General features: G+C 34.7%; 24 protein-coding genes. 11 read left to right on the top strand and 13 right to left on the bottom strand.

What is annotated here, in order from left to right; genetic code table 11:
• Positions 1-87: 87 nt before the first annotated feature.
• Positions 88-1,530, bottom strand: coding sequence for a radical SAM/SPASM domain-containing protein (locus AA089_RS15590; protein WP_046757912.1), 1,443 nt, complete (start codon positions 1,528-1,530; stop codon positions 88-90).
• A gap of 70 nt (positions 1,531-1,600) precedes the next feature.
• A complete protein-coding gene (locus AA089_RS24290; RefSeq protein WP_082113299.1) occupies positions 1,601-1,774 on the bottom strand; it encodes a DUF1843 domain-containing protein in 174 nt (57 codons plus the stop codon).
• A 312-nt stretch (positions 1,775-2,086) separates the two neighbouring features.
• Here AA089_RS24290 and AA089_RS15585 point away from each other — a divergent pair, with 312 nt between their 5' ends.
• The 6 genes from AA089_RS15585 to AA089_RS15560 all read left to right on the top strand — a co-directional run bounded on the left by AA089_RS15585 (position 2,087) and on the right by AA089_RS15560 (position 10,531).
• Entirely contained in the window at positions 2,087-3,862 is a 1,776-nt protein-coding gene (locus AA089_RS15585) for an AMP-dependent synthetase/ligase (RefSeq protein ID WP_046757911.1), read from the top strand.
• A 200-nt stretch (positions 3,863-4,062) separates the two neighbouring features.
• On the top strand, positions 4,063-4,524 hold the full coding sequence (locus AA089_RS15580) for a MarR family winged helix-turn-helix transcriptional regulator (RefSeq protein WP_046757910.1): 462 nt from the start codon (positions 4,063-4,065) through the stop codon (positions 4,522-4,524).
• Positions 4,525-4,604: 80 nt separating this feature from the next.
• Positions 4,605-7,010 carry a 3-hydroxyacyl-CoA dehydrogenase/enoyl-CoA hydratase family protein gene (locus AA089_RS15575; RefSeq protein ID WP_046757909.1) on the top strand — a complete coding sequence of 802 codons (2,406 nt, stop codon included), beginning with the start codon at positions 4,605-4,607 and terminating at the stop codon, positions 7,008-7,010.
• Positions 7,011-7,088: 78 nt separating this feature from the next.
• Entirely contained in the window at positions 7,089-8,279 is a 1,191-nt protein-coding gene (locus AA089_RS15570; RefSeq protein ID WP_046757908.1) for an acetyl-CoA C-acyltransferase, read from the top strand.
• 42 nt (positions 8,280-8,321) lie between these two features.
• Positions 8,322-8,675, top strand: a complete 354-nt coding sequence (locus AA089_RS15565; protein WP_046757907.1) for a four helix bundle protein — start codon at positions 8,322-8,324, stop codon at positions 8,673-8,675.
• A 44-nt stretch (positions 8,676-8,719) separates the two neighbouring features.
• Positions 8,720-10,531 (top strand): acyl-CoA dehydrogenase family protein, encoded by a 1,812-nt coding sequence (locus AA089_RS15560; protein ID WP_046757906.1) that lies wholly within the window; start codon positions 8,720-8,722, stop codon positions 10,529-10,531.
• A gap of 177 nt (positions 10,532-10,708) precedes the next feature.
• On the opposite strand, the gene AA089_RS15555 is transcribed toward AA089_RS15560, so the two are convergent.
• From AA089_RS15555 to AA089_RS15525, 7 genes are read right to left on the bottom strand one after another with little or no spacing between them, the layout of a single operon-like run.
• The gene (locus tag AA089_RS15555; protein WP_046757905.1) at positions 10,709-12,241 is read right to left on the bottom strand and encodes a bifunctional GNAT family N-acetyltransferase/carbon-nitrogen hydrolase family protein; all 1,533 of its coding nucleotides are present in this window, start codon (positions 12,239-12,241) and stop codon (positions 10,709-10,711) included.
• 48 nt (positions 12,242-12,289) lie between these two features.
• Positions 12,290-12,706, bottom strand: coding sequence for a VOC family protein (locus AA089_RS15550; RefSeq protein ID WP_046757904.1), 417 nt, complete (start codon positions 12,704-12,706; stop codon positions 12,290-12,292).
• Positions 12,672-13,124 carry an NUDIX hydrolase gene (locus AA089_RS15545; protein WP_046757903.1) on the bottom strand — a complete coding sequence of 151 codons (453 nt, stop codon included), beginning with the start codon at positions 13,122-13,124 and terminating at the stop codon, positions 12,672-12,674. Before AA089_RS15545 ends, AA089_RS15550 begins: the two co-directional genes overlap by 35 nt.
• A 20-nt stretch (positions 13,125-13,144) precedes the next feature.
• Positions 13,145-13,453 (bottom strand): hypothetical protein, encoded by a 309-nt coding sequence (locus AA089_RS15540; protein ID WP_046757902.1) that lies wholly within the window; start codon positions 13,451-13,453, stop codon positions 13,145-13,147.
• Between the two features lie 17 nt (positions 13,454-13,470).
• Positions 13,471-14,445, bottom strand: coding sequence for a deoxyhypusine synthase family protein (locus tag AA089_RS15535; RefSeq protein ID WP_046757901.1), 975 nt, complete (start codon positions 14,443-14,445; stop codon positions 13,471-13,473).
• Positions 14,435-15,382: an agmatinase gene (gene speB, locus AA089_RS15530; RefSeq protein ID WP_046757900.1), complete on the bottom strand. Its 948-nt coding sequence runs from the start codon at positions 15,380-15,382 to the stop codon at positions 14,435-14,437. The genes AA089_RS15535 and speB overlap by 11 nt, the downstream gene beginning before the upstream one ends.
• Positions 15,383-15,429: 47 nt before the next feature.
• Positions 15,430-16,899: an arginine decarboxylase gene (locus AA089_RS15525; protein ID WP_046757899.1), complete on the bottom strand. Its 1,470-nt coding sequence runs from the start codon at positions 16,897-16,899 to the stop codon at positions 15,430-15,432.
• Positions 16,900-17,682: 783 nt separating this feature from the next.
• Here AA089_RS15525 and AA089_RS15520 point away from each other — a divergent pair.
• From AA089_RS15520 to AA089_RS15505, 4 genes are all read left to right on the top strand, one after another.
• On the top strand, positions 17,683-17,988 hold the full coding sequence (locus tag AA089_RS15520) for a hypothetical protein (RefSeq protein WP_046757898.1): 306 nt from the start codon (positions 17,683-17,685) through the stop codon (positions 17,986-17,988).
• Between the two features lie 84 nt (positions 17,989-18,072).
• Positions 18,073-19,497, top strand: a complete 1,425-nt coding sequence (locus AA089_RS15515; RefSeq protein WP_046757897.1) for an ATP-grasp domain-containing protein — start codon at positions 18,073-18,075, stop codon at positions 19,495-19,497.
• Positions 19,497-20,504 (top strand): ATP-grasp domain-containing protein, encoded by a 1,008-nt coding sequence (locus AA089_RS15510; RefSeq protein ID WP_053002475.1) that lies wholly within the window; start codon positions 19,497-19,499, stop codon positions 20,502-20,504. Before AA089_RS15515 ends, AA089_RS15510 begins: the two co-directional genes overlap by 1 nt.
• Positions 20,494-21,471 (top strand): succinylglutamate desuccinylase/aspartoacylase family protein, encoded by a 978-nt coding sequence (locus tag AA089_RS15505; protein ID WP_046757896.1) that lies wholly within the window; start codon positions 20,494-20,496, stop codon positions 21,469-21,471. The genes AA089_RS15510 and AA089_RS15505 overlap by 11 nt, the downstream gene beginning before the upstream one ends.
• Positions 21,472-21,732: 261 nt before the next feature.
• Here the strand turns inward: AA089_RS15505 and AA089_RS15500 are convergent, their stop codons facing one another.
• The 4 genes from AA089_RS15500 to rpsF form a co-directional block, all read right to left on the bottom strand.
• Positions 21,733-22,203 carry a DUF6495 family protein gene (locus AA089_RS15500; protein ID WP_046757895.1) on the bottom strand — a complete coding sequence of 157 codons (471 nt, stop codon included), beginning with the start codon at positions 22,201-22,203 and terminating at the stop codon, positions 21,733-21,735.
• 99 nt (positions 22,204-22,302) lie between these two features.
• On the bottom strand, positions 22,303-22,755 hold the full coding sequence (rplI, locus tag AA089_RS15495; RefSeq protein ID WP_046757894.1) for a 50S ribosomal protein L9: 453 nt from the start codon (positions 22,753-22,755) through the stop codon (positions 22,303-22,305).
• Between the two features lie 14 nt (positions 22,756-22,769).
• On the bottom strand, positions 22,770-23,066 hold the full coding sequence (gene rpsR, locus AA089_RS15490; protein ID WP_046757893.1) for a 30S ribosomal protein S18: 297 nt from the start codon (positions 23,064-23,066) through the stop codon (positions 22,770-22,772).
• Between the two features lie 5 nt (positions 23,067-23,071).
• On the bottom strand, positions 23,072-23,410 hold the full coding sequence (gene rpsF / locus AA089_RS15485) for a 30S ribosomal protein S6 (RefSeq protein ID WP_046757892.1): 339 nt from the start codon (positions 23,408-23,410) through the stop codon (positions 23,072-23,074).
• A gap of 187 nt (positions 23,411-23,597) precedes the next feature.
• Between rpsF and AA089_RS15480 the strand changes: the two genes are divergently transcribed.
• Positions 23,598-24,290 carry a LytR/AlgR family response regulator transcription factor gene (locus AA089_RS15480; protein WP_046757891.1) on the top strand — a complete coding sequence of 231 codons (693 nt, stop codon included), beginning with the start codon at positions 23,598-23,600 and terminating at the stop codon, positions 24,288-24,290.
• Positions 24,291-24,454 lie beyond the last annotated feature (164 nt).

The following is a 24,454-nucleotide window of genomic DNA, read 5'->3' as shown; positions in this document are numbered from 1 at the left end:
TTGACGAAAATTTAGCCTTTCAGACAATCTCTTTTTTATAACAATACGTGAGTATTCATTGGGAAATTATATCGAGTTGCGCTTCTATCATTCATCATTCACTTTGTCTAAATTGATTAGATTTTCTAAACGTATTAAAACTTGTTTCGCATGCGCGAGATTTTTCTCGTATTTCGCTGTGGATGCTTCAAAATTTTCTCCGCAAAAATCACAATCTTCAGAAGATTCATAAATATGATTTTTACACGATTGACATAATTTCAACGGTTCTGGATCCCTCGGAATTCGAGTTGTATATTCGTTCACAATTGTTGGTGTAGAAGTTGGCGTTTGTACTTCAATAATATTTCCATTAAAATCTTCTACCACAACTTCATACAAACCATAATCAAACGAAGTTCCTTCGGCTTCTTTTATTTTCCGAATGCGTTCTTTTTGACCTTTTTTGTGCAATTCTAATGCTCTATGATGACAAAACGGATTGTTTCCGCGTTTTCCAAACAGTACATGACTCGTCCAACTGCAACCTGCCAAACAGGAAGTTTCATAATAACAACCTTTGCATCCGCCCCACATTTCGTTTTTATTTCGATACCTAGAAAAGAACATTTCTTCACTATAATTCCAAATATCTTCAATACTCATATTTTTAATGTTTCCGCCAGTATAATCTGTGGTTGGCAAGGAAGGACAACCTTTTACTACGCCGTCGGCTTCAATTCCTAAAGCGGTATGTCCTGCGCCACAACCAGAATAATACCCAACAGATCCTTGTCGCCAAATATGTTCATACGGACCAAAATACCCTATATTGTTTCCAGCTTGTACCAAAACATTATTAGCCAATGCACGTCTGTAAATTTGAATTAAATTATCATAAAATTCAATCAATTCATACGGTTGAATGATCAATTCATCAGAATGATCAACCGCATTTCCCATCGCAACGACCAACTGAACTTGCCAATTTTTGACACCATTCGCAATTAAAATGTCTAACAATTCATTGAGTTGATTTTTATTTTTCTTTGTAATCGTCGTATTTACACTAGAAACAATATTGTGCTTTTTTAACAATCCTAGACAAGTAATTGCTTGTTCAAAAGAATCTTTTCGTCCGCGAATTTCATTATGAACATCAGGCAAACCGTCAATAGAAACGCCAATATTTTTAATGCCTGCTTCTTTTGCATCTGTAATTCGCTTTTCGGTAAGGTTGTACGCGCCAGTTTGCATGGAACATTCCATACCATGACCGTCAATTCTTCTAATAATATCTAACCAATCTTTTCGTAAAAATGCTTCACCACCAATAATGGAAATTTCCCGAGTTCCGAGTTTCTTCAAACTATCAACCACTTCAAAACATTGCTCCGTTGTCAATTCGCCAGGACGCACTTTTCCTGCTCTCGATCCGCAATGTGTACATTTTAAATTACAGGCTAGGGTAATTTCCCAAACTACATATACAGGACGTGCCGTTTTAAAATCATCACGTACACGATATCTTTTTGAACTCAATGCTTCCATAATTTTCTTTTTAGAGATTAAAAAAAGTTTGAGAAGAGGTTTCTTCTCAAACTTTTAAAAACTTGTTTTACTATTTGCTTTCTAGTGCTTGAATAGCATCTCTCAATTCTACATAAGCAGCGCCTATATCTCCTTGAGCTTTCAATGTTACTTCTGCTTGTGCAGCAACAGCTTTCATTTTCTCTAAATCGTTAGAAGCAATGGCTTCTCTAATACCTACTCCGTAAAGCATTTGTATTCCCATAATGTAAAAGTTTAAAAAGGTTAATATTACTTTTCAGATGATATATAGATAAAATATCCATACACACCTATAACCAAATAACACAAAAAGAAATCGATTTTTTTTACGTGAAAAACGCTGTTTTTAAAAACAAGTGTTTGTACTTGAATACATTAGCTGAAAAATGATACTATACTAAAATTTAACAAATTCGCAAGTATATTTTTATTGCAATTATAAAATTGTCATAAAATCGTATGCTTTTTTAACATTACTTTTGAAAATGATTGACAAATTTCATAATTTGCAATTTCATAAAAACCAAATCAGAGAATGACTAATGTAACGCGACTATTTGATTTTCCTTACTATCAGTTAGCAAACTATCCCTTAGCAAAATCTTTAACGTCCAACAAAAACGGACAATGGATTTCTACAAGTACACAAGAATATATAGATCAAGCAAATGCCATCAGTAGAGGTTTACTACGTTTAGGCGTACAGCCGAATGACAAAATTGCAGTAATATCTACTACAAACAGAACAGAATGGAATATTATGGACATCGGTATTTTACAAACTGGTGCGCAAAATGTTCCTATTTATCCAACAATTGCCAAAGAAGATTATGAATATATTTTAAATCATTCAGAATCGGTATATTGTTTTGTTTCAGATGTTGAAATTGTGGAAAAGCTAAATGCGATCAAAGGAAATACGAAGCTGAAAGGTGTATATACTTTTGATCAAGTAACAGGCGAAACAAATTGGTCTGAAGTACTAAAATTAGGAGAAGACGCGAGCAATGATGATGAATTACAAGCACGTAAAGATGCGGTAACACCATCAGATTTAGCGACCTTAATATATACGTCTGGAACTACAGGAAAACCAAAAGGTGTTATGTTATCGCACAATAATTTGGTTTCCAATGTGTTGGATAGTCAAAAACGAGTTCCACTTCACAACGGACAAGCAAAAGCATTGAGTTTCTTACCTGTTTGTCACGTATTTGAACGTATGATATTATATCTATACCAATACTGTGGAATTGAAATTGTTTTTGCTGAATCGATTGAAAAAATTAGCGACAACCTAAAAGAAGTGAAACCAAACGTAATGACGGCAGTTCCACGTTTATACGAAAAAGTATATGATAAAATTTATGCAAAAGGTGCTGATCTTACAGGAATAAAAAAGAAACTATTCTTCTGGGCAATTGAGCTTGGATTAAAATATGAGCCTTACGGACAAAACGGTTGGTGGTATGAATTCCAACTTAAAATTGCACGCAAACTTATCTTCAGCAAATGGCAAGAAGGACTTGGTGGAAATCTGGAATTGATGGTTTCTGGAAGTGCGCCATTACAAGCACGTTTAACGCGTGTATTTGCTGCGGCAGGAATTCCGATCATGGAAGGTTATGGTTTAACGGAAACTTCACCTGTAGTGTCTGTAAACGATCAACGTGGTGGCGGATTCCGAGTTGGAACTGTAGGACGCGTCATTGATAATGTAGAAGTTAAAATTGCTAGCGATGGAGAAATTCTTGTAAAAGGACCAAACGTAATGCAAGGTTATTACAAAGATGCTGAAAAAACAGCAAGTGTAATGTCTGATGGATATTTCCACACAGGAGACATCGGAGAAGTTTGTGAAGAAGGTTTCTTAAAAATCACAGACCGTAAAAAAGACATGTTTAAAACCTCTGGTGGAAAATATGTAATTCCTGCATTGATAGAAAATCGATTCAAGCAATCACGATTCATAGAACAAATTATGGTGATTGGAGAAGGCGAAAAAATGCCTGCTGCTTTAATTCAACCAAATTTTGAATTCATAAAAGATTGGATTGAAAAGAAAGGTAAAAACATTGGAGCTTCCGAAGCTGAAATTTGTGCTTCTGAAGAAATCATCAAACGTATTCAAAAAGAAGTTGATGAAGCCAATAGCAATTTTGGTAAGTGGGAACAAATCAAACGTTTTGAGCTCATTCCAAAAGTTTGGTCTATTGATGGTGGCGAATTAACTCCTACCATGAAAATGAAACGAAAAGTCATCAAAGAAATTTACAAAGACTACTGCGAAAAAATATATGACAGAGCATAAAACTTAAAACCGTTCAATTTTTTTGAACGGTTTTTTTTGTATCTTTCTACATCAAAAAAATATAAAATCCTCGATAAAGAGCCATTTTTCTACAATACTCCTATTCATCTTGCTAATATTTTAGCAAATTCATAAAATTATTTTTTATTTTACTATGCATGCATAGTATTTTTTCATATATTTGAAGCACAAACAACTATATGAAAGAAAAAACGATAGATCATGTAATGAGAGCCACTTGGCAAGCCATCTCCAAAATGTACAATGAAGAGGCTGGAAAGTATGGTAGCACAATGGCTACTGGGTTTACATTACTTAGTATTGATCAAGAAGACGGAACACCTTCCACTACACTCGGCCCCAAAATGGGCATGGAAGCTACAAGTCTCTCACGTACCTTAAAAGGTATGGAAGAAAAAGGACTTATCTACAGAAAAAAAAATCCCAAAGACGGACGAAGTGTCTTAATTTGTTTAACAGAATTCGGAAAAGAAATGCGCGACGTTTCAAAAACGACTGTTTTACGCTTCAACGACGCCATTCGTGCGAATATTGACGAAGAAAAATTGAGAAATTTTCATGAAGTTTCGGAAGTCATTCTAGAACTCATAAGTAATAAGAAAATATATAACTCCGAAATGGAAGTTAGTGCTGAGAAATAATAATAACCAAAAAATATTTAAAATCTACTTAACTCATTACAAAGTAAATTTTGATTAACACATTAAAAATTGAAAAAAAGATGAAACGACCAATTAACAAAATAGCAGTCATCGGTTCTGGAATTATGGGTTCTGGAATTGCCTGTCATTTTGCAAATATCGGAGTCGAAGTGTTACTATTAGATATAGTGCCTTTTGAACTTAACGAAAAAGAACAAGCGAAAGGTTTAACGCTTGAAGATAAAATAGTACGCAACCGATTGGTAAACGACAATCTGAAAGCGTCACTAAAATCGAAACCATCTCCTATCTATTCTCAAAAATTTGCAAATCGAATTTCTACGGGGAATTTAACGGATGATATTCATAAAATAAAAGATGTCGATTGGATTATTGAGGTTGTTGTAGAGCGATTAGACATCAAACAAAAAGTATTTGAACAAATTGAAAAACACAGAAAACCAGGAACGTTAATCACATCAAACACTTCTGGTATTCCTATTCAATTTATGAATGAAGGTCGTAGCGAAGATTTCCAAAAACATTTCGCTGTAACACACTTCTTCAATCCTCCACGATATTTACGACTATTTGAAGTTGTTCCAGGACCTGATTGTAAACAAGAAGTTACGGATTTCTTAATGATGTACGGAGAAAAATTCTTAGGAAAAACTTCAGTTTTAGCAAAAGATACTCCAGCTTTTATTGGAAACAGAATTGGAATCTTCGGAATTCAAAGTCTATTCCACCAAGTAAAAGAACTTGGATTAACTATTGAAGAAGTTGATAAATTAACTGGTCCAGTAATTGGTCGTCCAAAATCAGCTACGTTTCGTACAGTTGATGTTGTTGGATTAGACACCTTAGTGCATGTTGCAAACGGAATCTACAAGAATTGTCCAGATGACGAAGCACACGATCTTTTCAAACTGCCAGATTTCATCGAAAAAATGATGGAAAACAAATGGTTAGGAAGTAAGACTGGGCAAGGTTTCTACAAGAAAACAGTAACTGCTGAAGGAAAAAAAGAAATTCTTTCGTTAGACTTAGACACGTTAGAATATCGTGAAAAGAAAAGAGCCAAGTTTGCGACACTTGAATTAACAAAAACTATTGACAAGCCAATTGATCGTTTCAAAGTATTAGTTGGTGGAAAAGATAAAGCGGGCGAATTCTACCGTAAAAACTTTGCAGCAATGTTTGCATACGTTCAAAATAGAATTCCTGAAATCTCTGACGAATTGTACCGAATTGATGACGCAATGAAAGCTGGTTTCGGATGGGAAAATGGTCCTTTCGAAATTTGGGATGCTGTCGGTATTGAAAAAGGAGTTGAACTCATGAAGGCGGAAGGTTTAGCACCTGCGACTTGGGTAACGGAAATGATTGCTGCTGGCGAAAAAAGTTTCTACACCGTAAAAGATGGAGCGACGTATTATTACGACATTCCAGCGAAAGCACAAACGAAAAAACCAGGTCAAGATGCGTTTATCATTTTAGACAATATCCGTAAATCGAATGAAGTTTGGAAAAACAGTGAAGCGGTTATTGAAGATTTAGGAGACGGAATCATCAACTTAGAATTCCAATCAAAAATGAACACGATTGGTGGTGGCGTTTTAGCAGGTATCAATAAAGCAATTGACTTAGCAGAAAAAGACTTCCAAGGTTTAGTTATTGGAAATCAAGCAGCAAACTTCTCTGTTGGAGCAAATATCGGAATGATTTTCATGATGGCTGTTGAGCAAGAATATGACGAATTGAACATGGCGATCAAAATGTTCCAAAACACCATGATGCGTGCGCGTTACTCTTCTATTCCTGTTGTAGTGGCTCCTCACGGAATGACACTTGGTGGTGGATGCGAGCTTTCTATGCATGCGGATAAAGTTGTCGCTGCTGCAGAAACGTACATTGGTTTAGTTGAATTTGGCGTCGGCGTTATTCCTGGCGGTGGAGGATCTAAAGAAATGGCATTACGTGCTGCGGACACCTTCAAAAAAGGAGATATCGAATTAAACGTATTACAAGAACACTTCCTTACAATCGGAATGGCAAAAGTAGCTACGTCAGCGTATGAAGCTTTTGATATGGGAATCTTACAAAAAGGAAAAGACATCGTAGTTGTCAACAAAGATCGTCAAATCGCAACAGCAAAAGCACATGCGAAACTCATGGCTGAATCTGGATATACACAACCTATTCGAAGAAATGATGTAAAAGTACTTGGAAAACAAGCCTTAGGAATGTTCTTAGTAGGAACGGACGCTATGGAAGCAAGTAACTACATTAGCGAACACGATCATAAAATTGCCAACAAACTTGCCTATGTAATGGCTGGTGGCGATTTATCAGAACCAACATTGGTAAGTGAAGATTACTTATTAGACCTAGAGCGTGAAGCGTTCTTAAGTTTATGTACAGAACGTAAAACGTTGGAGCGTATTCAGCATATGTTGAAAACTGGGAAACCGTTGCGTAATTAATAATGTTAAATTTTAAATGTTGAATTATAAATTAGTTGATTTAAAATTTAGCATTCAAAATTCAAAATTCAAAAGAAAATGAAAACAGCATATATAGTAAAAGCATACAGAACTGCCGTTGGAAAAGCTCCAAAAGGTGTGTTCAGATTTAAAAGAACGGATGAATTGGCAGCCGAAACGATTCAATACATGATGAATGAACTGCCAGATTTTGACAAAAAACGTATTGATGACGTTATTGTTGGAAACGCAATGCCAGAAGGTTCGCAAGGATTAAATATGGCACGTCTCATCTCTTTAATGGGATTAGATATTGTTGATGTTCCAGGAGTTACCGTAAACCGTTTCTGTTCATCAGGATTAGAAACGATTGGAATGGCGGCCGCAAAAATTCAAGCAGGAATGGCAGATTGTATCATTGCTGGTGGTGCCGAAAGCATGAGTTCTGTTCCAATGACAGGATTCAAAACGGAATTAAACTACGATATCGTAAATGCAGGTCACGAAGATTACTATTGGGGAATGGGAAATACGGCAGAAGCTGTTGCCAACCAATTCAACGTATCTCGTGAAGATCAAGATGAATTTGCATACAATTCACATATGAAAGCGTTGAAAGCACAAGCAGAAGATCGTTTTCAAGATCAAATTGTGCCAATTACGGTAGATCAAACCTACATTGATGAAAATGGTAAAAAAGCGACAAAAAGCTATACTGTTACCAAAGATGAAGGACCACGTAAAGGAACAAGTACTGCGGTATTAAATAAGTTGCGTGCGGTTTTCGCTCAAGGCGGAAGTGTCACGGCTGGAAACTCATCTCAAATGAGTGATGGAGCTGCGTTTGTATTAATTATGAGCGAAGAAATGGTCAAAGAATTAAATCTTGAACCAATTGCACGCTTAGTAAACTATGCTGCGGCAGGTGTGGAACCACGTATCATGGGAATTGGACCTGTAGCGGCAATTCCAAAAGTATTAAAGCAAGCAGGATTGCAACAAAACGATATTGAACTTATCGAATTAAATGAAGCTTTTGCTTCGCAATCGTTAGCTGTAATGCGCGAATTAAATTTAAATCAAGACATCGTAAACGTAAATGGTGGCGCCATTGCATTAGGACATCCATTAGGTTGTACAGGCGCAAAACTATCGGTGCAACTATTTGACGAAATGCGCAAGCGCGATATGAAAGGGAAATACGGAATGGTTACCATGTGCGTAGGAACTGGACAAGGCGCTGCTGGAGTTTTTGAGTTTCTCGCTTAACACGAATGTTAAATGTTGAATTATAAATGCTGAATTATCGCCATGAATAAAAAAAATGTAATTGTTGATAAGAGTTTTGAATTCGCATTAAAAATTATTGAACTATATAAAATCTTACAAAAAGAAAATGAATTTATCATTTCTAAACAAATATTAAGAAGTGGTACCAGTATCGGAGCAAATGTTCAAGAAGCAACTGCTGGATTTTCTAAAAAAGATTTCACACACAAAATGTCAATAGCATCAAAAGAAGCAAGAGAAACCAGATATTGGTTACAATTATTAAATAAATCCAATTTAACAAATACAAATGTTGATATTCATTTAAAAGAAATTGAGCACTTAATAAGCATTTTGACAAAAATTGTAAAAACGGCACAACAGAATTTAAAATAATTTAAAATTTATAATTCAACATTTAAAATAATAATCCTACAAAAATGAGCACAGAATTAAAAACAGACATCTTACGAGGAGGACAATTCCTAGTAAAAGAAACAAAATGTGAAGACGTATTTACTCCTGAAGATTTTTCCGAGGAGCAAATCATGATGAAAGAATCGGTAAAAGAATTTATCGATCGTGAAGTATGGCCAAACAAAGAAAAGTTTGAGAAGAAAGACTATGCACTTACGGAAGAAATTATGCGCAAAGCAGGAGAACTAGGATTCTTAGGAATCGCAGTTCCTGAAGCCTATGACGGAATGGGAATGGGATTTGTGTCTACCATGTTAGTTTGTGATTACATTTCTGGCGCTACAGGTTCTATTGCAACAGCTTTCGGAGCACATACAGGAATTGGTACTATGCCAATTACACTATACGGAACAGAAGAACAAAAGAAAAAATATGTTCCTGCTTTAGCCGCTGGAGAAAAATTTGGCGCGTACTGTCTTACAGAACCAGGAGCTGGATCAGATGCAAACTCAGGAAAAACAAAAGCTGTTTTATCTGACGATGGAAAACACTATTTAATTTCTGGTCAGAAAATGTGGATTTCTAATGCAGGTTTTGCAGAAGTATTCATCGTATTTGCTCGTATTGAAGACGATAAAAACATTACAGGATTTATTGTTGAATTCGACAAAGAAAATCCAAACGGAATGACGCTTGGAGAAGAAGAACACAAATTAGGTATTCACTCTTCATCTACACGTCAAGTATTTTTTAACGAAACGAAAGTTCCTGTGGAAAATATGCTTTCTGAAAGAGGAAACGGTTTCAAAATTGCCATGAATGCTTTAAACGTTGGACGTATCAAATTGGCGGCGGCATGTTTAGATGCACAACGTCGTGTCATTACAGAAGCAACAAAATATGCCAACGAGCGTATTCAGTTTAAAACACCAATTGCAAACTTTGGAGCTATCAAAGCAAAATTAGCTGAAATGGCAACTGCTTGTTACGTTGGAGAATCTGGATCGTACAGAGCAGCAAAAAATATTGAAGACAGAATTGCAATTCGTGAATCAGAAGGAAATACACACCAAGAAGCAGAATTAAAAGGTGTTGAAGAATACGCAATTGAGTGTTCTATCTTAAAGGTAAAAATATCTGAAGACGTACAATTTGTTACAGATGAAGGAATTCAAATCTTCGGTGGAATGGGATTCTCGGCAGATACACCAATGGAATCTGCTTGGAGAGATGCGCGTATTTCTCGTATTTATGAAGGAACTAACGAAATCAACAGAATGTTAGCCGTTGGAATGTTAGTGAAAAAAGCGATGAAAGGTCATGTTGACTTATTAGGACCTGCAATGAAAGTTGCGGATGAATTGATGGGAATTCCTTCATTTGACATTCCTGATTACTCAGAATTATTCTCTGAAGAAAAAGAATTGTTAGGGAAACTGAAAAAAGTATTCTTAATGGTTGCTGGATCGGCAGTTCAAAAATTTGGACCAAAACTAGAAGAGCACCAACAATTACTCATGGCAGCTTCTGATATTTTGATCGAAATTTACATGATTGAATCTTCAATTTTACGTACGGAAAAGAACGCAAAACGTTTCGGAGAAGATTCGCAAGAACTTCAAATTGCAATGACACGTTTGAACTTATTCAACGCCGTAGAAAAAATTACAACCAAAGCAAAAGAAGGAATTGTATCTTTTGCTGAAGGCGATGAGCAACGTATGATGTTAATGGGCTTAAAGCGTTTTACAAAATACGCAAACATGCCAAATGTAGTTGCGTTGCGTAACCAAATTGCAGAAAAAATGTCAGCAGAAAACGAATACTGCTTCTAGTATTCAAAAAGTATATAAAAGTAATTCTAAATACACTTGATAGGTTTTAGAATTTAGTTGTTTGTTAAAAAGCCATCTCGTTGAGATGGCTTTTTTGATATTTCTGCACAAGTACTATTTAAAAGTATATTTCTACAAAAGTTCGTGAATTAATAGAGCTAACAAATACTTTCAAATTTATTTCACATTCAGTTTTTTCAACTCAAACAAATCTTTTCTACGATCTCTTAAGTTTTTTACGGCACCAAACTGATTCAACTCACGTAACAAATCGATATCAACATCTGCAATAAGAATCATTTCCGTATTTGGCGTGGCTTCTGCTTTAATTCCATTGGTTGGAAAAGAGAAATCACACGGTGTAAATACCATTGATTGTGCAAATTGAATGTCCATATTTTGCACTTTTGGCAAGTTGCCTACACTTCCTGCAATAGCTACATAGCATTCGTTTTCAATAGCACGCGCACGCGCACAGTTTCGCACTCGCGAATATCCGTTTTGTGTATCTGTTAAAAACGGAACGAACAAGATATCCATTCCTTCATCTGCAAGTAATCGGCTAAGCTCAGGAAATTCTGAATCGTAACAAATTAAGATTCCTATTTTGCCACAATCGGTATCAAAACTTTGCAATTTGTTTCCACCTTGCATTCCCCAAACTTTGGCTTCATCAGGTGTAACGTGCAGTTTTTCATACCGTTCCATACTTCCGTCACGCTTGCATAAATAACCGACATTATACAGCTTACCATCACGTATTTCGGGCATGCTTCCTGAAATGATATTGATGTTGTAGGATATAGAAAATTCTGAAAATTTATCAACGATGGCTTTGGTATGTTTCGCGAGTTCACGAATTGCATCAGGCGTAGACATGTGATTGTTGATCGCCATTAAAGGTGCATTGAAAAATTCTGGAAATAGAGCAAAATCTGAACGATATCCCGCAACAGCGTCAATAAAAAATTCGGCTTGCTGCAATAATTCTTCCAAATCTTTGTACGGACGCATTTGCCATTGAATTAAGCCTAAACGAATAATCTTTTTCTTCGTGGTTGCCTTTTTAGTAGGTTTTTCATAATAAATATTGTCCCACTCCATCAATACCGCAAATTCATTCGAAGCTTCATCTCCTTTTAAGTAACCTTTTAGAACTTTTGTCGGATGAAAATCATTTGAAATTTGAAAGTTCAATACAGAATCGTTAATTTCCTTTCGCTTTACTTTTTCGATGTATTCTTTTGGGCTAAGAGTATCCGCATAGTTGTGATAATTAGGAATTCGTCCGCCAAAAGCGATTCCTTTTAAATTTCTTTTCTCGCACAATTCTTTACGATAATCATACAAACGTCTTCCCAAACGCAGTCCACGAAATTCAGGTTTGATAAATACATCAATTCCATACAATACATCGCCCTCGTTAGTGTGTGCATCAAATGATTTTTGCACAATGTCTTTGTACGTGTGTGAATCTTCAAACGAATTGTAATCAACAATAATTGACAACGCACAACCAGCCAATTGCCCGTTAATTTTGATAACAATTTGCCCTTCCGAAAATTTTGTCAGTAAGGTTTCAATTTGTGACTCCTGCCAATATGAATCAGGCATCGTTTTGTATGCTTGAATCATTGCTTCTTTTAGTTCTTGATAATCATCAATACTTAAAAAAGTAAGCTCAATGTTTTCTATGTTTGTTGGTTTCATGTTTTTAGAATGGTAAGATTGCTTTTGACACAACCTTACCATCTGTAGTTATGCATGCGTGAATATTTCGTTTTCGTTTTTAAAACTTTTAAATTCTACTTTGTACCCATCAGGATCAGTCACAAAAAAGGAAATATGCTCTCCAGCTTTGTTTTCCAAAAAGGTTACTTCGGTAGTTACTTCGATGTCCATGGAAAACAATTTTGTGTAGAGTTTCCCCCAAGTTTCCATGTCGACAATAACACCAAAGTGAAATGATGGTAATACTTGCCCGCTTAAACGATAGTTTTTAAAATCAAAGTTAAAAGAGCCTGCATTGGTAAACGTTAATTGGTTTCCATACAAATTGATATCAAGCCATGTGTCGGTTCCACGTCCTTGGATTGCGCCCAAAATATCTACGTAGAACTCTTTTACTTTTTGAATATCATCACATGGCAATGCGAGGTGGAATGCTGCTTTCATAATTTTTTGATTTTACTTTCTTTTTAAATTTACTTTTGAAATACTTTTTTACTGCATTTTTGTCTTCTTTATCTAAATATGGCAATGCGTCTTCCCAATAACACCAATATACAGCTTTAAATTTTTCTGTTTCAACTACTTTGAATACATTGGTTTTTATTGTTGTTACGAAATGATGCTTTATAGTTGTAATGTTTTGTTTCAATTTTACTTTCGAAATTACATGCGCAAGTGTTTTAGCATTTAGATACAACCCAATTTCTTCTTGTGTTTCTCTAACAAGACTTTCTTCAAGTGATTCGTTACGTTTTTTTACGCCACCAGCAAGTGTAAATCTTTTGATAGCATCTTTTTTTTCAATGACTAAAAGTTGCTCTCCTTTTACTGCCAGCAAACGTGTTTTTTGAATCGTTTTCATTCTAGCAAACGTTACTACGATTAATAATCATCATCCATTGAAGGAGCTTGCACTGCATCTGGATCGTCGTCGTCATAATCTGCATAATCATCTTCATCATAATTCTCCATTGTCATTTCGAGCTTGACACTTACTTTTACTAAATATTTTGTGTCGCCAGCTATGACTTCAACAGCTTCTACAGATTCTCCTTTGGCATTTTTGAACTTTATAATGTGTTCTTTTTCGTAGCCAAAAGGATATTTTTCTACTAAAAGTCCTAAAATTTCAGGTGTCAGCTTTTTAAAGTCAACAATGACGCGTTTTAAATTTTCTCTTTGTGGTTTCACAGTTTATTTTTTTTGAATTACATGTTTAATAAGTAAGCAAATATCAGCGGTGCCACGATGGTAGCATCACTTTCTATGATGAATTTTGGCGTGTCAATATCAAGTTTTCCCCAGGTTATTTTTTCGTTTGGTACAGCTCCTGAATACGATCCGTAACTGGTAGTTGAGTCGCTTATTTGACAGAAATAGTTCCAAAATGGTGTGTCAGTTCGTTCCATATCTTGATATAACATTGGCACCACACATATTGGAAAATCGCCTGCAATTCCTCCTCCAATTTGGAAAAATCCGATTCCATTTTCTGAATTTTCTGTGTACCAATCTGCTAAAAACGTCATGTATTCTATACCTGATTTTATGGTACTTGCTTGCAAATCTCCTTTCATCACGTAACTAGCAAAAATATTTCCCATTGTGCTATCTTCCCAACCAGGACATACAATTGGTAAGTTTTTTTCCGCCGCAGCGTACATCCAAGAATCTTTTAAATCAATTTCATAGTATTCTTCCAATACACCTGATAATAACATTTTGTACATGTATTCGTGTGGCAAATAGCGTTCGCCTTTCGCTTCCGCATCTTTCCATATTTTATAGATATGACTTTGCAATCTTCGAAATGCTTCTTCTTCTGGAATGCAAGTATCTGTCACACGGTTTAAGCCTTTTTCTAACAAATCCCATTCGTCTTGCGGCGTTAAATCGCGATAATTTGGCACACGTTTGTAGTGAGAATGCGCGACTAAGTTCATGATATCTTCTTCCAAATTCGCACCTGTACAGGAAATGATATGTACTTTGTCTTGACGAATCATTTCTGCAAATATTTTCCCCAATTCAGCAGTACTCATAGCGCCTGCTAACGATACAAGCATTTTTGAACCGTTTTCAAGATTGGCTTCGTATCCTTTTGCGGCATCTACTAAAGACGCTGCATTGAAGTGTAAGAAGTATTTTTCTATGAATTGTGTAATGGCGCCGTTAGTCTTCATCTTCGTCATCATTGTATTTTAAACGATTGATTTTATTTTCGTTTGCTGTTTTGTATAAGTTTTCATTTTCTTCATCTTCATCTTGCGCTAAAAATTTATAGCTCAACATTTTGTAGTATAATTTTGCAGCCAAGAAATCTGATGACTTATTGTTCGGATTTGGGCAAAGTTCTACAATGTCAAATCCTACTACATTTTTTTCTTCAAATACACGTCTTAAAAACTCTAACGTTTCGTACCAAAATAATCCGCCAGGTTCTGGTGTTCCTGTTGATGGCATGATAGACGAATCAAACCCATCCAAATCAAAAGTAATATATACCGTGTCAGTCATTGCTTCAATGGCATTGTCCATCCAATAATCATCATTGACCATATCGTGTGCAAAAAACACATTGTCTTCGTTCATTTCGGTGCGCTCAATCGCATCCATACTACGAATTCCAACTTGCACTAAGTTTGTGTTTTGATTCGCTTCGTATAACGCGCAAGCATGATTGTACTTAGAACCTTCGTATTCTTTACGCAAATCGGCATGTGCATCAATTTGCAATACGGTTAAATTGTGAAAACATTCGTCAAAAGCTCTCATAGCGCCAATGGAAATAGAGTGTTCGCCACCAATTAGGGTTACAAATTTATTGCGTTTGATGTTTGTTTTTGTTACTTCATGAACTGCGTTTACCATAGCTTCCGGTGATGTATCTTCTGTGATGGTATCCGCTAAGTAAATTCCTTGTTTGTACACTTCACTATCGGTTTCAATATCGTACAATTCCATATTTTCAGAAGCGTGTAAAAAAGCTTCTGGTCCTTTATCGGCACCTTTTCCCCAAGTACTTGTTCCATCATAGGAAACTGGGATTAACATGATTTTTGATGTTTCGAAGTTTGCGTACTCGTCAGGAATACCTGCGTATGTTTTTGTGGTTTTCATTTTTTTTAAAATTGTTACTACTACTTTTAGTTTACTATATATGTTGGTTATATTACTTCTATTGTTGTTTTTTGAATGCCTTTTTCTTGTTGTGTATCCGAAAGTTCATTGTTGATTTGGTAATCGTAGCCTAAAAGCGACAGCAAGTTTTCGGATGTTTGTTGTTGTGAAAACAAGCCTGTTACGATTTTTCCATTTTCATCACGGTCAATTAAGATGTGTTTCGGTTGTGGAATTAAGCAATGTTGCAATCCGCCAAAACCACCAATGGTTTCTTGATATGCGCCAGTATTGAAAAAGCCTATGTATAACGGTTTTTCTTTGTTATATTTTGGCAAATAAATAGCGTTCATGTGTTGTTCACTGTTGTAATAATCGTCACTATCACACGTTAATCCGCCCAATAATACGCGTTCGTATTCTTTTTGCCATCCATTAATTGGTAACATCACAAAACGTTTATTGATTGCCCACGTATCTGGCATTGTTGTGATAAAAGATGAATTGATCATATTCCACTTTTCACGATCGTTTTGTTGTTTTTGGTATAAAACTTCATAGATAGCGCCGCCACTTTCGCCAACGGTAAAGCTTCCGAATTCTGTAAAGATGTTTGGAACAGGCACGTCAGCTTCGTCGCAGGTTTGTTTGATTTGTTGAATGATTTCATCAATCATATATTCGTAATCATAATCAAACGCTAATGAGTTTTTGATCGGGAAACCGCCACCAATATTAAGACTGTTCAATGAAGGACATACTTTTTTTAGGTTGATGTACACTTTCATACATTTTAACAATTCGTTCCAGTAATATGCTGTATCGCGAATGCCTGTATTGATGAAAAAGTGCAACATTTTGAGCGTTACTTTTGGGTTATCTTTGATCTCTCGGTTATAAAAAGGTACAATGTTTTTGTAGCCAATTCCTAAACGCGATGTATAAAATTCAAATTTTGGTTCTTCTTCAGAAGCAATTCGAATTCCGATATTGTAATTCCCGTTGATTTCTTCGCTCAACAAGCTGATTTCCTCATAATTATCAATGATAGGAATACAGTTTTTGTGTCCATTATTGATGAGTCTTCCGATATTTTTTATGTATTGATCACGTTTAAAACCATTGCTTATGACAAATGTTTCGTCTGTAATTTTGCCTTGTGCTTTTAGGTTTTCTACAATATCAATATCAAACGCTGAAGACGTTTCAATATGAATATTATTTTTTAATGCTTCGTTCAGTACATGTTTAAAGTGTGAACTTTTGGTACAGTAACAATAATTATAGTTTCCAGCGTAGTTGTGTTTTTGCATCGCGTTGGCAAACCATGTTTTTGCATTGTTGATGTTTTCCGATATTTTTGGTAGGTACGTAAATTTTAAAGGCGCACCATATTCAGCAATGAGCTTGGAAAGGTCAATGCCGTGAAATTGTAATTGTTTTTTTTCATCAAGCGTGAATTCTTTTTGAGGAAAATCAAATGTTTGCTCAATGAGATCAATGTATTTTGTTTTCATTAGTTAAAATGAGTAAAGAATTAAAGAAATAATCAAGGATTACTAGGTGTTGAACTAGTAATTAAAAAGCAATAAAGATTTGATTTTCTCAAATACGGAAAGCAAATACCGTAAACGGCATGAAAGTGCGTTGTAATAAGCACTTGAAAATATGTTCTGTTTCAGAAGTCAGCCTGAGAATTCGGCGTCTGATACGTAAGACAGCTTTTGGAGTAGACTTCTTTATTCTCCTGAGCCCGAATCTGAAAAAAGCATTCATTTATATAGGCAATGCGTTCTATTTATGAACTCATTTACAAAACAAACATAGTGAAAAAAAGAGTTCAAAAAGCTTTTTTTATTTTTTTTTCAAAAAAGTGAAAAAAAAATATTGCATATCAAATTTTTATATACATTTACATTGGCTATTTGCTATACATTATGAAATGTGTTTACAATTTTGGGTTTATGGATATTTGGAAGTCAAATCCATTAACAACTTATCAGATAAGTAACCAAAATATAAAGCCAACTTCCGCAAAAAACTTCTTATTAAAGTATATAGACGCGATTCTTGTCGCCCGATGTTTTATTGCTTAATTTTTTCAGCATAGAAAATAACCCAATTATTTTTTAGAGTTCACAACTGTTTATCAATTTTTAACAACGATTTGTATCGTTAAAAACAGCATTACATTCAGCAAAATATACTTCTAAAAGATTGATTGGTTTGCGTCATCCGAGCGCTACAAAATATCAAAAATCGGAAACACCATTAATTTAATTTTTAAAAAATTTATTACAATGAAAACAATCACAACAATTACTTGTTTCTTGGCTGTCTTTTTATTTGCCAACACTCAAAACAAAACAATAGAAGCTACGTATGACGGATACGAAGAAGGTATTTACTACTTCACGGATACAAAAGACGAGTCACTTGAATTTCAAGACGTTGAAAAGAGTGTTTTAGAAACTTACGATTTGATGTCAAAAAAGTTCGAAAATAAAGTATTTCAAGTAACCTATAAAGAAGTGGTAGAAGACGACGGAGACGAAGAATACACTTCATATGTTATCACAGCTTTAAAATTGAAAGAAGAAAAGTAATGCTAAAAAATCTAGGGAATATATTTTGTTCCCTAGCCATACATTAATTTTTTATAAACAATATATTACAAACAAAATTTAAAAATGATTTTTCATCCAAATGATTTTGAGCCAACTGATCACTGGTATCCTAAAGCTTTGAATGCAACTATTCATCCAATGGTTAATTTCTTTTTTAATCTTGACAGAGATCGAATCATTACACGATACTGCCACATGCATCCATCGGTAAGTGCAGAGAAATTACGTGAAATCCTCAATTATAAAGCTAAATACTTTTTATGGGGCGGTGCCGATTTGTTAAATGTAACTTCTTCAGGAGGCAAAAGACAAATGGTGGTTATTGAAAACAATTCATGTCCATCAGGACAAAAATCGATGCCATTATTAGACGATAATGATGAACAAGGAAGTTATCGTTTGCTTATCGAAAGAACTTTTAAACCGTACATTAAAACGATTAAAGATGTAAAAGGAAGCTTGGCAGTAATATATGATAAAAATGAAATTGAAGTTTTTGGATACGCCAAAGTTATTGCGGATGTAATGAACGAACCTGTGTATTGTGTTCCTTTTCATAATGGCGATACAGCTCCAAAAGTGTTTTTTGAAGATGGAGTGATGCATGTAAAATCTGATGAAGAAAAACCAATTCCGATCAGAGCTGCTTTTCGTTATTTGACACAAAAACCGTGGAATAGACTTCCATTGAACACAAAAACAAAGGTTTTGAATCCTACAATAGTGTGTTTGGCAGGTGGACGAAATAAAATGGTCGCAGCAAAAGCATATGATATATTCAATGCAGAATTAAAACCTTTTGGACTAAAAATAAATACGCCTGAGACCATTTGGGATGTTAGAAAAGAAGAAATTCCGTTATGGGTAAATAAATTGGGCGGACAAGCAGTTATAAAAGTTCCGTATAGCAACGCTGGACAAGGTGTATATACAATTATCAATGAAAAGGAATTAGAGAATTTTATGGCGATTGATTTTGATTATGACCTATTTATCATTCAAAGTTTGATCGGAAATTCTAATTGGAGTAGCGTTACGTCTTCTGGGAGATTGTATCATGTAGGCATGATTCCTAACCAAAAGAATGAAACCTATATTGCTGATGTTCGTTTGATGGTAAGCGCTACAAAAAAGGGAATTTTGCCTTTGGTAGCATATGCAAGAAGAGCCAAAGCGCCTTTAAAAGATCAAATTCACGATGGCTCAGATAGTTGGGAAATGTTAGGAACAAACCTTTCATACAAAGAAAAAGATGGTTCTTGGGGAAGTGATGCAAAACGATTAATGTTGATGGACAGACGCGACTTTAACAAACTAGGATTAGGATTAGACGATTTGATAGAAGCTTACATCCAAACGGTATTGTCAACGGTTGCGATTGACAAAATGGCGAAAATGTTAATCAATACCAAAGGTGTTTTTAAGTACAATCTTTTTAAAAGTTTAAACAATGATCAGAGTTTATTAGATGAAATAAAAATTCATTAATGAAAAAGTTTACCGTTTTAATCATAACAAATCATAGCGCACATACAGCAGAAAACTCACTTTATATTATGGCGAGTATGTTAGTACAACATGAACTGTGCGCATCTGTAGATGTTGCTTCTTTAGGCATTTCTGAAAATGGTGCATTTTTAAAGAACAAGTCCAGTAGTTCTTTATGGGTAAAACCGATTGATGCTACTTTTCAATTCGTGGAAAATGGTATGTTTTTTAAAGATGGACTTAACAAAAAAGAAAGTACGGAGTATGATTTTGTTTGGTTGCGATTGCCGCCGCCTTTATCAAAAGATCAGCTTGATTTCTTGGAAGAAACTTTCAAAAATCAAGTTATTATTAATAAACCATCAGGGATTGAAATTGCAGGAACAAAGGAATACTTACTAAATTTTCCAACATTATGTCCTCCGATGCAATTTTGTAAAACTGTTGACGACATCATTGATTTTACTGAAAAACATGAAGAAATTGTGTTGAAACCAACGAATTCTTACGGAGGAAAAGGATTGATTCGTATAGACAAAGAAAACGTTTGGATTGAGCATAAAAAAGTGTCGAAATATGCTTTTTTAAAAGAATTGAACCAAAAAGAGATTGAATATTTAGCAGTAAAGTACTTGAAAAAAGTACACGAAGGCGACAAAAGAATTGTAGTGATTAATGGAAAAATATTCGGAGCTACATTGCGCATACCTGCTGAAAATTCTTGGTTGTGTAATATTGCTAGCGGTGGAACTTCTGTTGATACTGATATTACAGAAGATGAAATAAAAATTGTTCAAAAAGTAAATCCATTTTTAAAAGAATTAGGAATTGGAATGTACGGAATTGATACATTAACCAACGATGAAGGAACACGAATTCTCTCAGAAATAAATGTAACAAGTGTTGGTGGAATCTATCAACTTCACAAAAACAAAGGAATTACAGTCATTCAAGAGGCTGTAAATGAATTAATGATTTTTTTTATAGACAAAACAAATGAAAAATGATCGCATACCTACTCCTCTGTATGTTGAGGAAATTAATATTGAAACTATTGAGAAAGAAACCATCACTCGATACTGGCTTAAAATTGTCGAAGATGGGCTAGGAACTCCTATTAGTATTCCTGTCATTGTTGCTAAAGGTGCCAAAGAAGGAAAAACGGTTGGCATCACAGCGGCTGTACACGGAAATGAATTGAATGGAATTTCTGTAATTCAAAAACTTTTTAGTGAACTTGACACGCGTGAACTCAAAGGAACTATTGTTGGAATTCCTGTGGTAAATGTGCCATCATACATACGTAATCAACGTAGATTTATTGATGATGTTGATTTAAACCACATCATGCCAGGAGCTGAATTTGGTAACGTAAGTCATGTATATACCTGGAGAGTTGTAAATAAAATCATCAATCAATTTGATTATTTGTTGGATTTACATACGGCTAGTAATGGTCGTGTAAACTCGTATTATGTACGGGCAGATATGAATGATGTGACAGTACAAAAAATGGCGCTTTTACAAAATGCACAAATCATTGTACACAATCCACCAAGTGATGGAACACTCCGAGGAACTGCTAACGAGCTTGGAATTCCCGCAATTACGATGGAAGTTGGCAATCCAAACCTATTTCAGAAAGGATTGATTCGTGATGGACTTACAGGCATTTACAATCTGCTTGGATACCTAAATTTGCTCGATTGTGAAGTAGAAGAAGATATTGTAGCGCCTATTATTTGCAAAAAATCATATTGGATTTATACGGCTAAAGGCGGATTGCTTACAGTGCATTCTCAACTGACCGAACTTGTAGAAAAGGGCGATAAAATTGCCACAATACGAAATATTTTTGGAGATATTGTAGAAGAATACTTCGCGCCAGAAAAAGGGGTTATTATAGGGAAAAATGTGAATCCTGTATCACATACTGGTGGAAGAGTATTACACTTGGGAATATTAAAAACATAAGGAGGTTTGGGTATTGGGTGTTGGATGTTGGGTATTGGTAAAATAGGTGCTTAGGTAACATGAACAGATAGACTTATTTTGTTGTTCATTTATTTTTTGTGAAGATGTGCATTTGAAACTTCTCAATTCTCAATACTAATTTCTCACTACTATTTCTTAAAACATGAAACTTATAAACTCCTTTTGCTGTTCATTTGTTTTTCGTGAAGATGTGCATTTGAAACTTCTCAATACTCAATACTAATTTCTCACTACTATTCATTAAGCCAACATTCCCTCAAACCACTGAAATAGCTGTCCTTTTGTAATATTTGAACCTTGTTGTATTAATGTAAATTTATCTGCATTTCTATCCTCTGAATACGCTTTGTTTGCTGTTAAGATTTCAACTTCTCCTGTAGAATAATTATCACGCAGCCAAGCAAAACCTTCTTTCGTCGTGATATTGATGTTTTCATTGAGGATTTTTACTGCAATTAGCTTCATTTCATCTTCACGCAAGTGGAATAAATACATGTGTTGTGGAGAGATATTTTCTAGATATGTTGCGCGTGTTAATACACCTTCCCAAACCAAATCACTAAACACATCAATTTCTTGTTCGGCAACTTCAGGTTTTTCCGCTTTTATGCTTGCCCATTCATCCGCAGTAATGGATTGTGTTGCTAAAAAATTGATGAATTCTTGGTGTAATTCTTCTAATTGTTCCTTTGTAAGTCTTGTGTATTTCATGCTTTTCAAAAATGAGTTGCAAATTTACAATTATTCAAATTTTTAACCATAAAAAAAGCCACTCAAAATTGAGTGGCTTTGTATAAACGCGTTGCGTTATTATTTTGCTTCTGCAATAACTTCGAATGGTAAGTCAACAACTACACTTCTGTGCAATCTTACTTTTGCTTCGTATTTACCAGTTCTTTTTACACTTCCACCGATCACTTTGATGAATTTCTTCTCAATTGAGTGACCTGCTTTTTCAAGTGCTTCTGCTAAGTTAATATTATTTACTGATCCGAAAAGTTTCGTTCCAGCGCCTGTTTTTGCAGTAATTTTAATCTCTAAGTCTAACAATGCTTTTGCAGTTGCGTTAGCCTCATCAACTAATTTTTGTTCTTTATATGCTTTTTGTTTCAAGTTTTCTGCTAAAACTTTTTTAGCTGAACTTGTTGCTAATGTTGCAAATCCTTGTGGAATTAAATAGTTTCTTCCGTAACCGTTTTTCACTGTTACAACGTCATCTTTAAATCCTAAATTTTCAACGTCTTGTCTTAAAATAAGTTCCATAATCTGTCTCTATTTTATTTTAACATATCGCCAACATATGGCATTAATGCTAAGTGACGTGCTCTTTTTACAGCTACAGACACTTTTCGTTGATATTTTAATGAAGTTCCTGTTAAACGACGTGGTAATAATTTACCTTGCTCGTTTACGAATTTGATTAAGAAGTCTGGATCTTTATAATCGATATATTTGATACCAGATTTCTTGAAACGGCAATATTTCTTTGCCTTCGTAGTTTCTATATTTAAAGGAGTTAAATATCTAATTTCTCCTTCTTTCTTTCCTTTTGCTTGTTGTTCTATTGAAGACATATTTCTTAAGATTTAGCGGTTTTTCTATTTCTTCTTTTCTCTGCCCAAGCGATTGCATGTTTGTCTAACCTTACAGTTAAATAACGCATGATACGCTCGTCACGTCTAAATTCTAGCTCGTAAGGAGTAATTACTTCTCCTGGTGCTTGGAATTCGAATAAGTGATAGAAACCACTTTTTTTGTGCTGAATTGGGTAGGCTAACTTTTTTAGTCCCCAATCTTCCTTTGAAATCATTTTTCCACCTCTTGAAACAACGAAATCTTCAAATTTCTGTACTGTTTCCTTTATCTGAGTTTCAGATAAAACGGGATTTAAAATGAAAACAGTTTCATAATGATTCATAAATACTATTTTTTAATTAAAATTGAGCGCAAAAGTACTGTTTTATTGTTTGATTACAAATAAAAAACTATCTTTTTTTCGCTAAATTATGTAATAAAATTAGTAATAAATCCCTGATTTTGTTGCGACTTTGATTTATTTTTTATAACATTGCATGTACCCAAATTTGATAAAATCGCTTTTTAATATGAAGCTTAACTGTATTATCGTTGATGATTCTTCCATACAGCGAATGGCTGTTGCGAAGTTGACGCTGAACCATCCATCTTTAAACCTAATTGCTGAATATAGCAATGCTATAGAGGCAAAGAATGGGTTGAAGACTAATAACGTTGATTTAATCTTTTTGGATATTGAAATGCCTGTTCTAAATGGATTCGATTTACTTGAATCGTTAAAAAATCCGCCACAGGTAATTATGGTAACTGGTAAAACAGAATATGCGTTTAAAGCATTTAATTATGACGTTACCGACTTCTTACACAAACCTTTAACGAAAGAACGTTTTGACAAAGCCATTGCACGTGCATTAGACAAATCTAATTACGGAGCAAAAAGCGCTGAAGATGACGATCATATTTTTGTGAAAAGCAATTTGAAAAAGCGTAAAGTTATTTTGAATAGCATCAAGTGGATTGAAGCATTAGGCGATTACGTAAAGTTAGTTACTGACGATAGCAATATTGTAGTACTTTCTACGATGAAAGCTTTTGAAAAGCAATTGCCAGAAAATAAATTTTTACGAATTCACAAATCTTATATCGTGAATTTAGACAAAGTCGATCGTTTTAATAGTAAAAATGTTGAAATAGATGGACAATTGATTCCACTTAGTAGAAATAAAAAGGTGGAACTTTCCGAAGCACTTTCGAATATTTAGATCGCTTTGCTTGATTGAAAAATTGAAGAATTGAAAGATTGAAGAATTAAAGGATTAAAACTGTGTTCATTTCTAACTTCTCAATACTCACTTCTAACCTAACTGCACTTCTCGATACTATTTTCTTCGAAAATCACTCGAAGTTGTAAAGGTTAAGTAATTCG

It is taken from the genome of Kordia jejudonensis (genome assembly GCF_001005315.1).
GTDB classification, from domain to species: Bacteria; Bacteroidota; Bacteroidia; order Flavobacteriales; family Flavobacteriaceae; genus Kordia; species Kordia jejudonensis.
The sequence above is the reverse complement of the archived record's forward strand: the minus strand, read 5'-3'. Positions and strand labels throughout refer to the sequence as shown.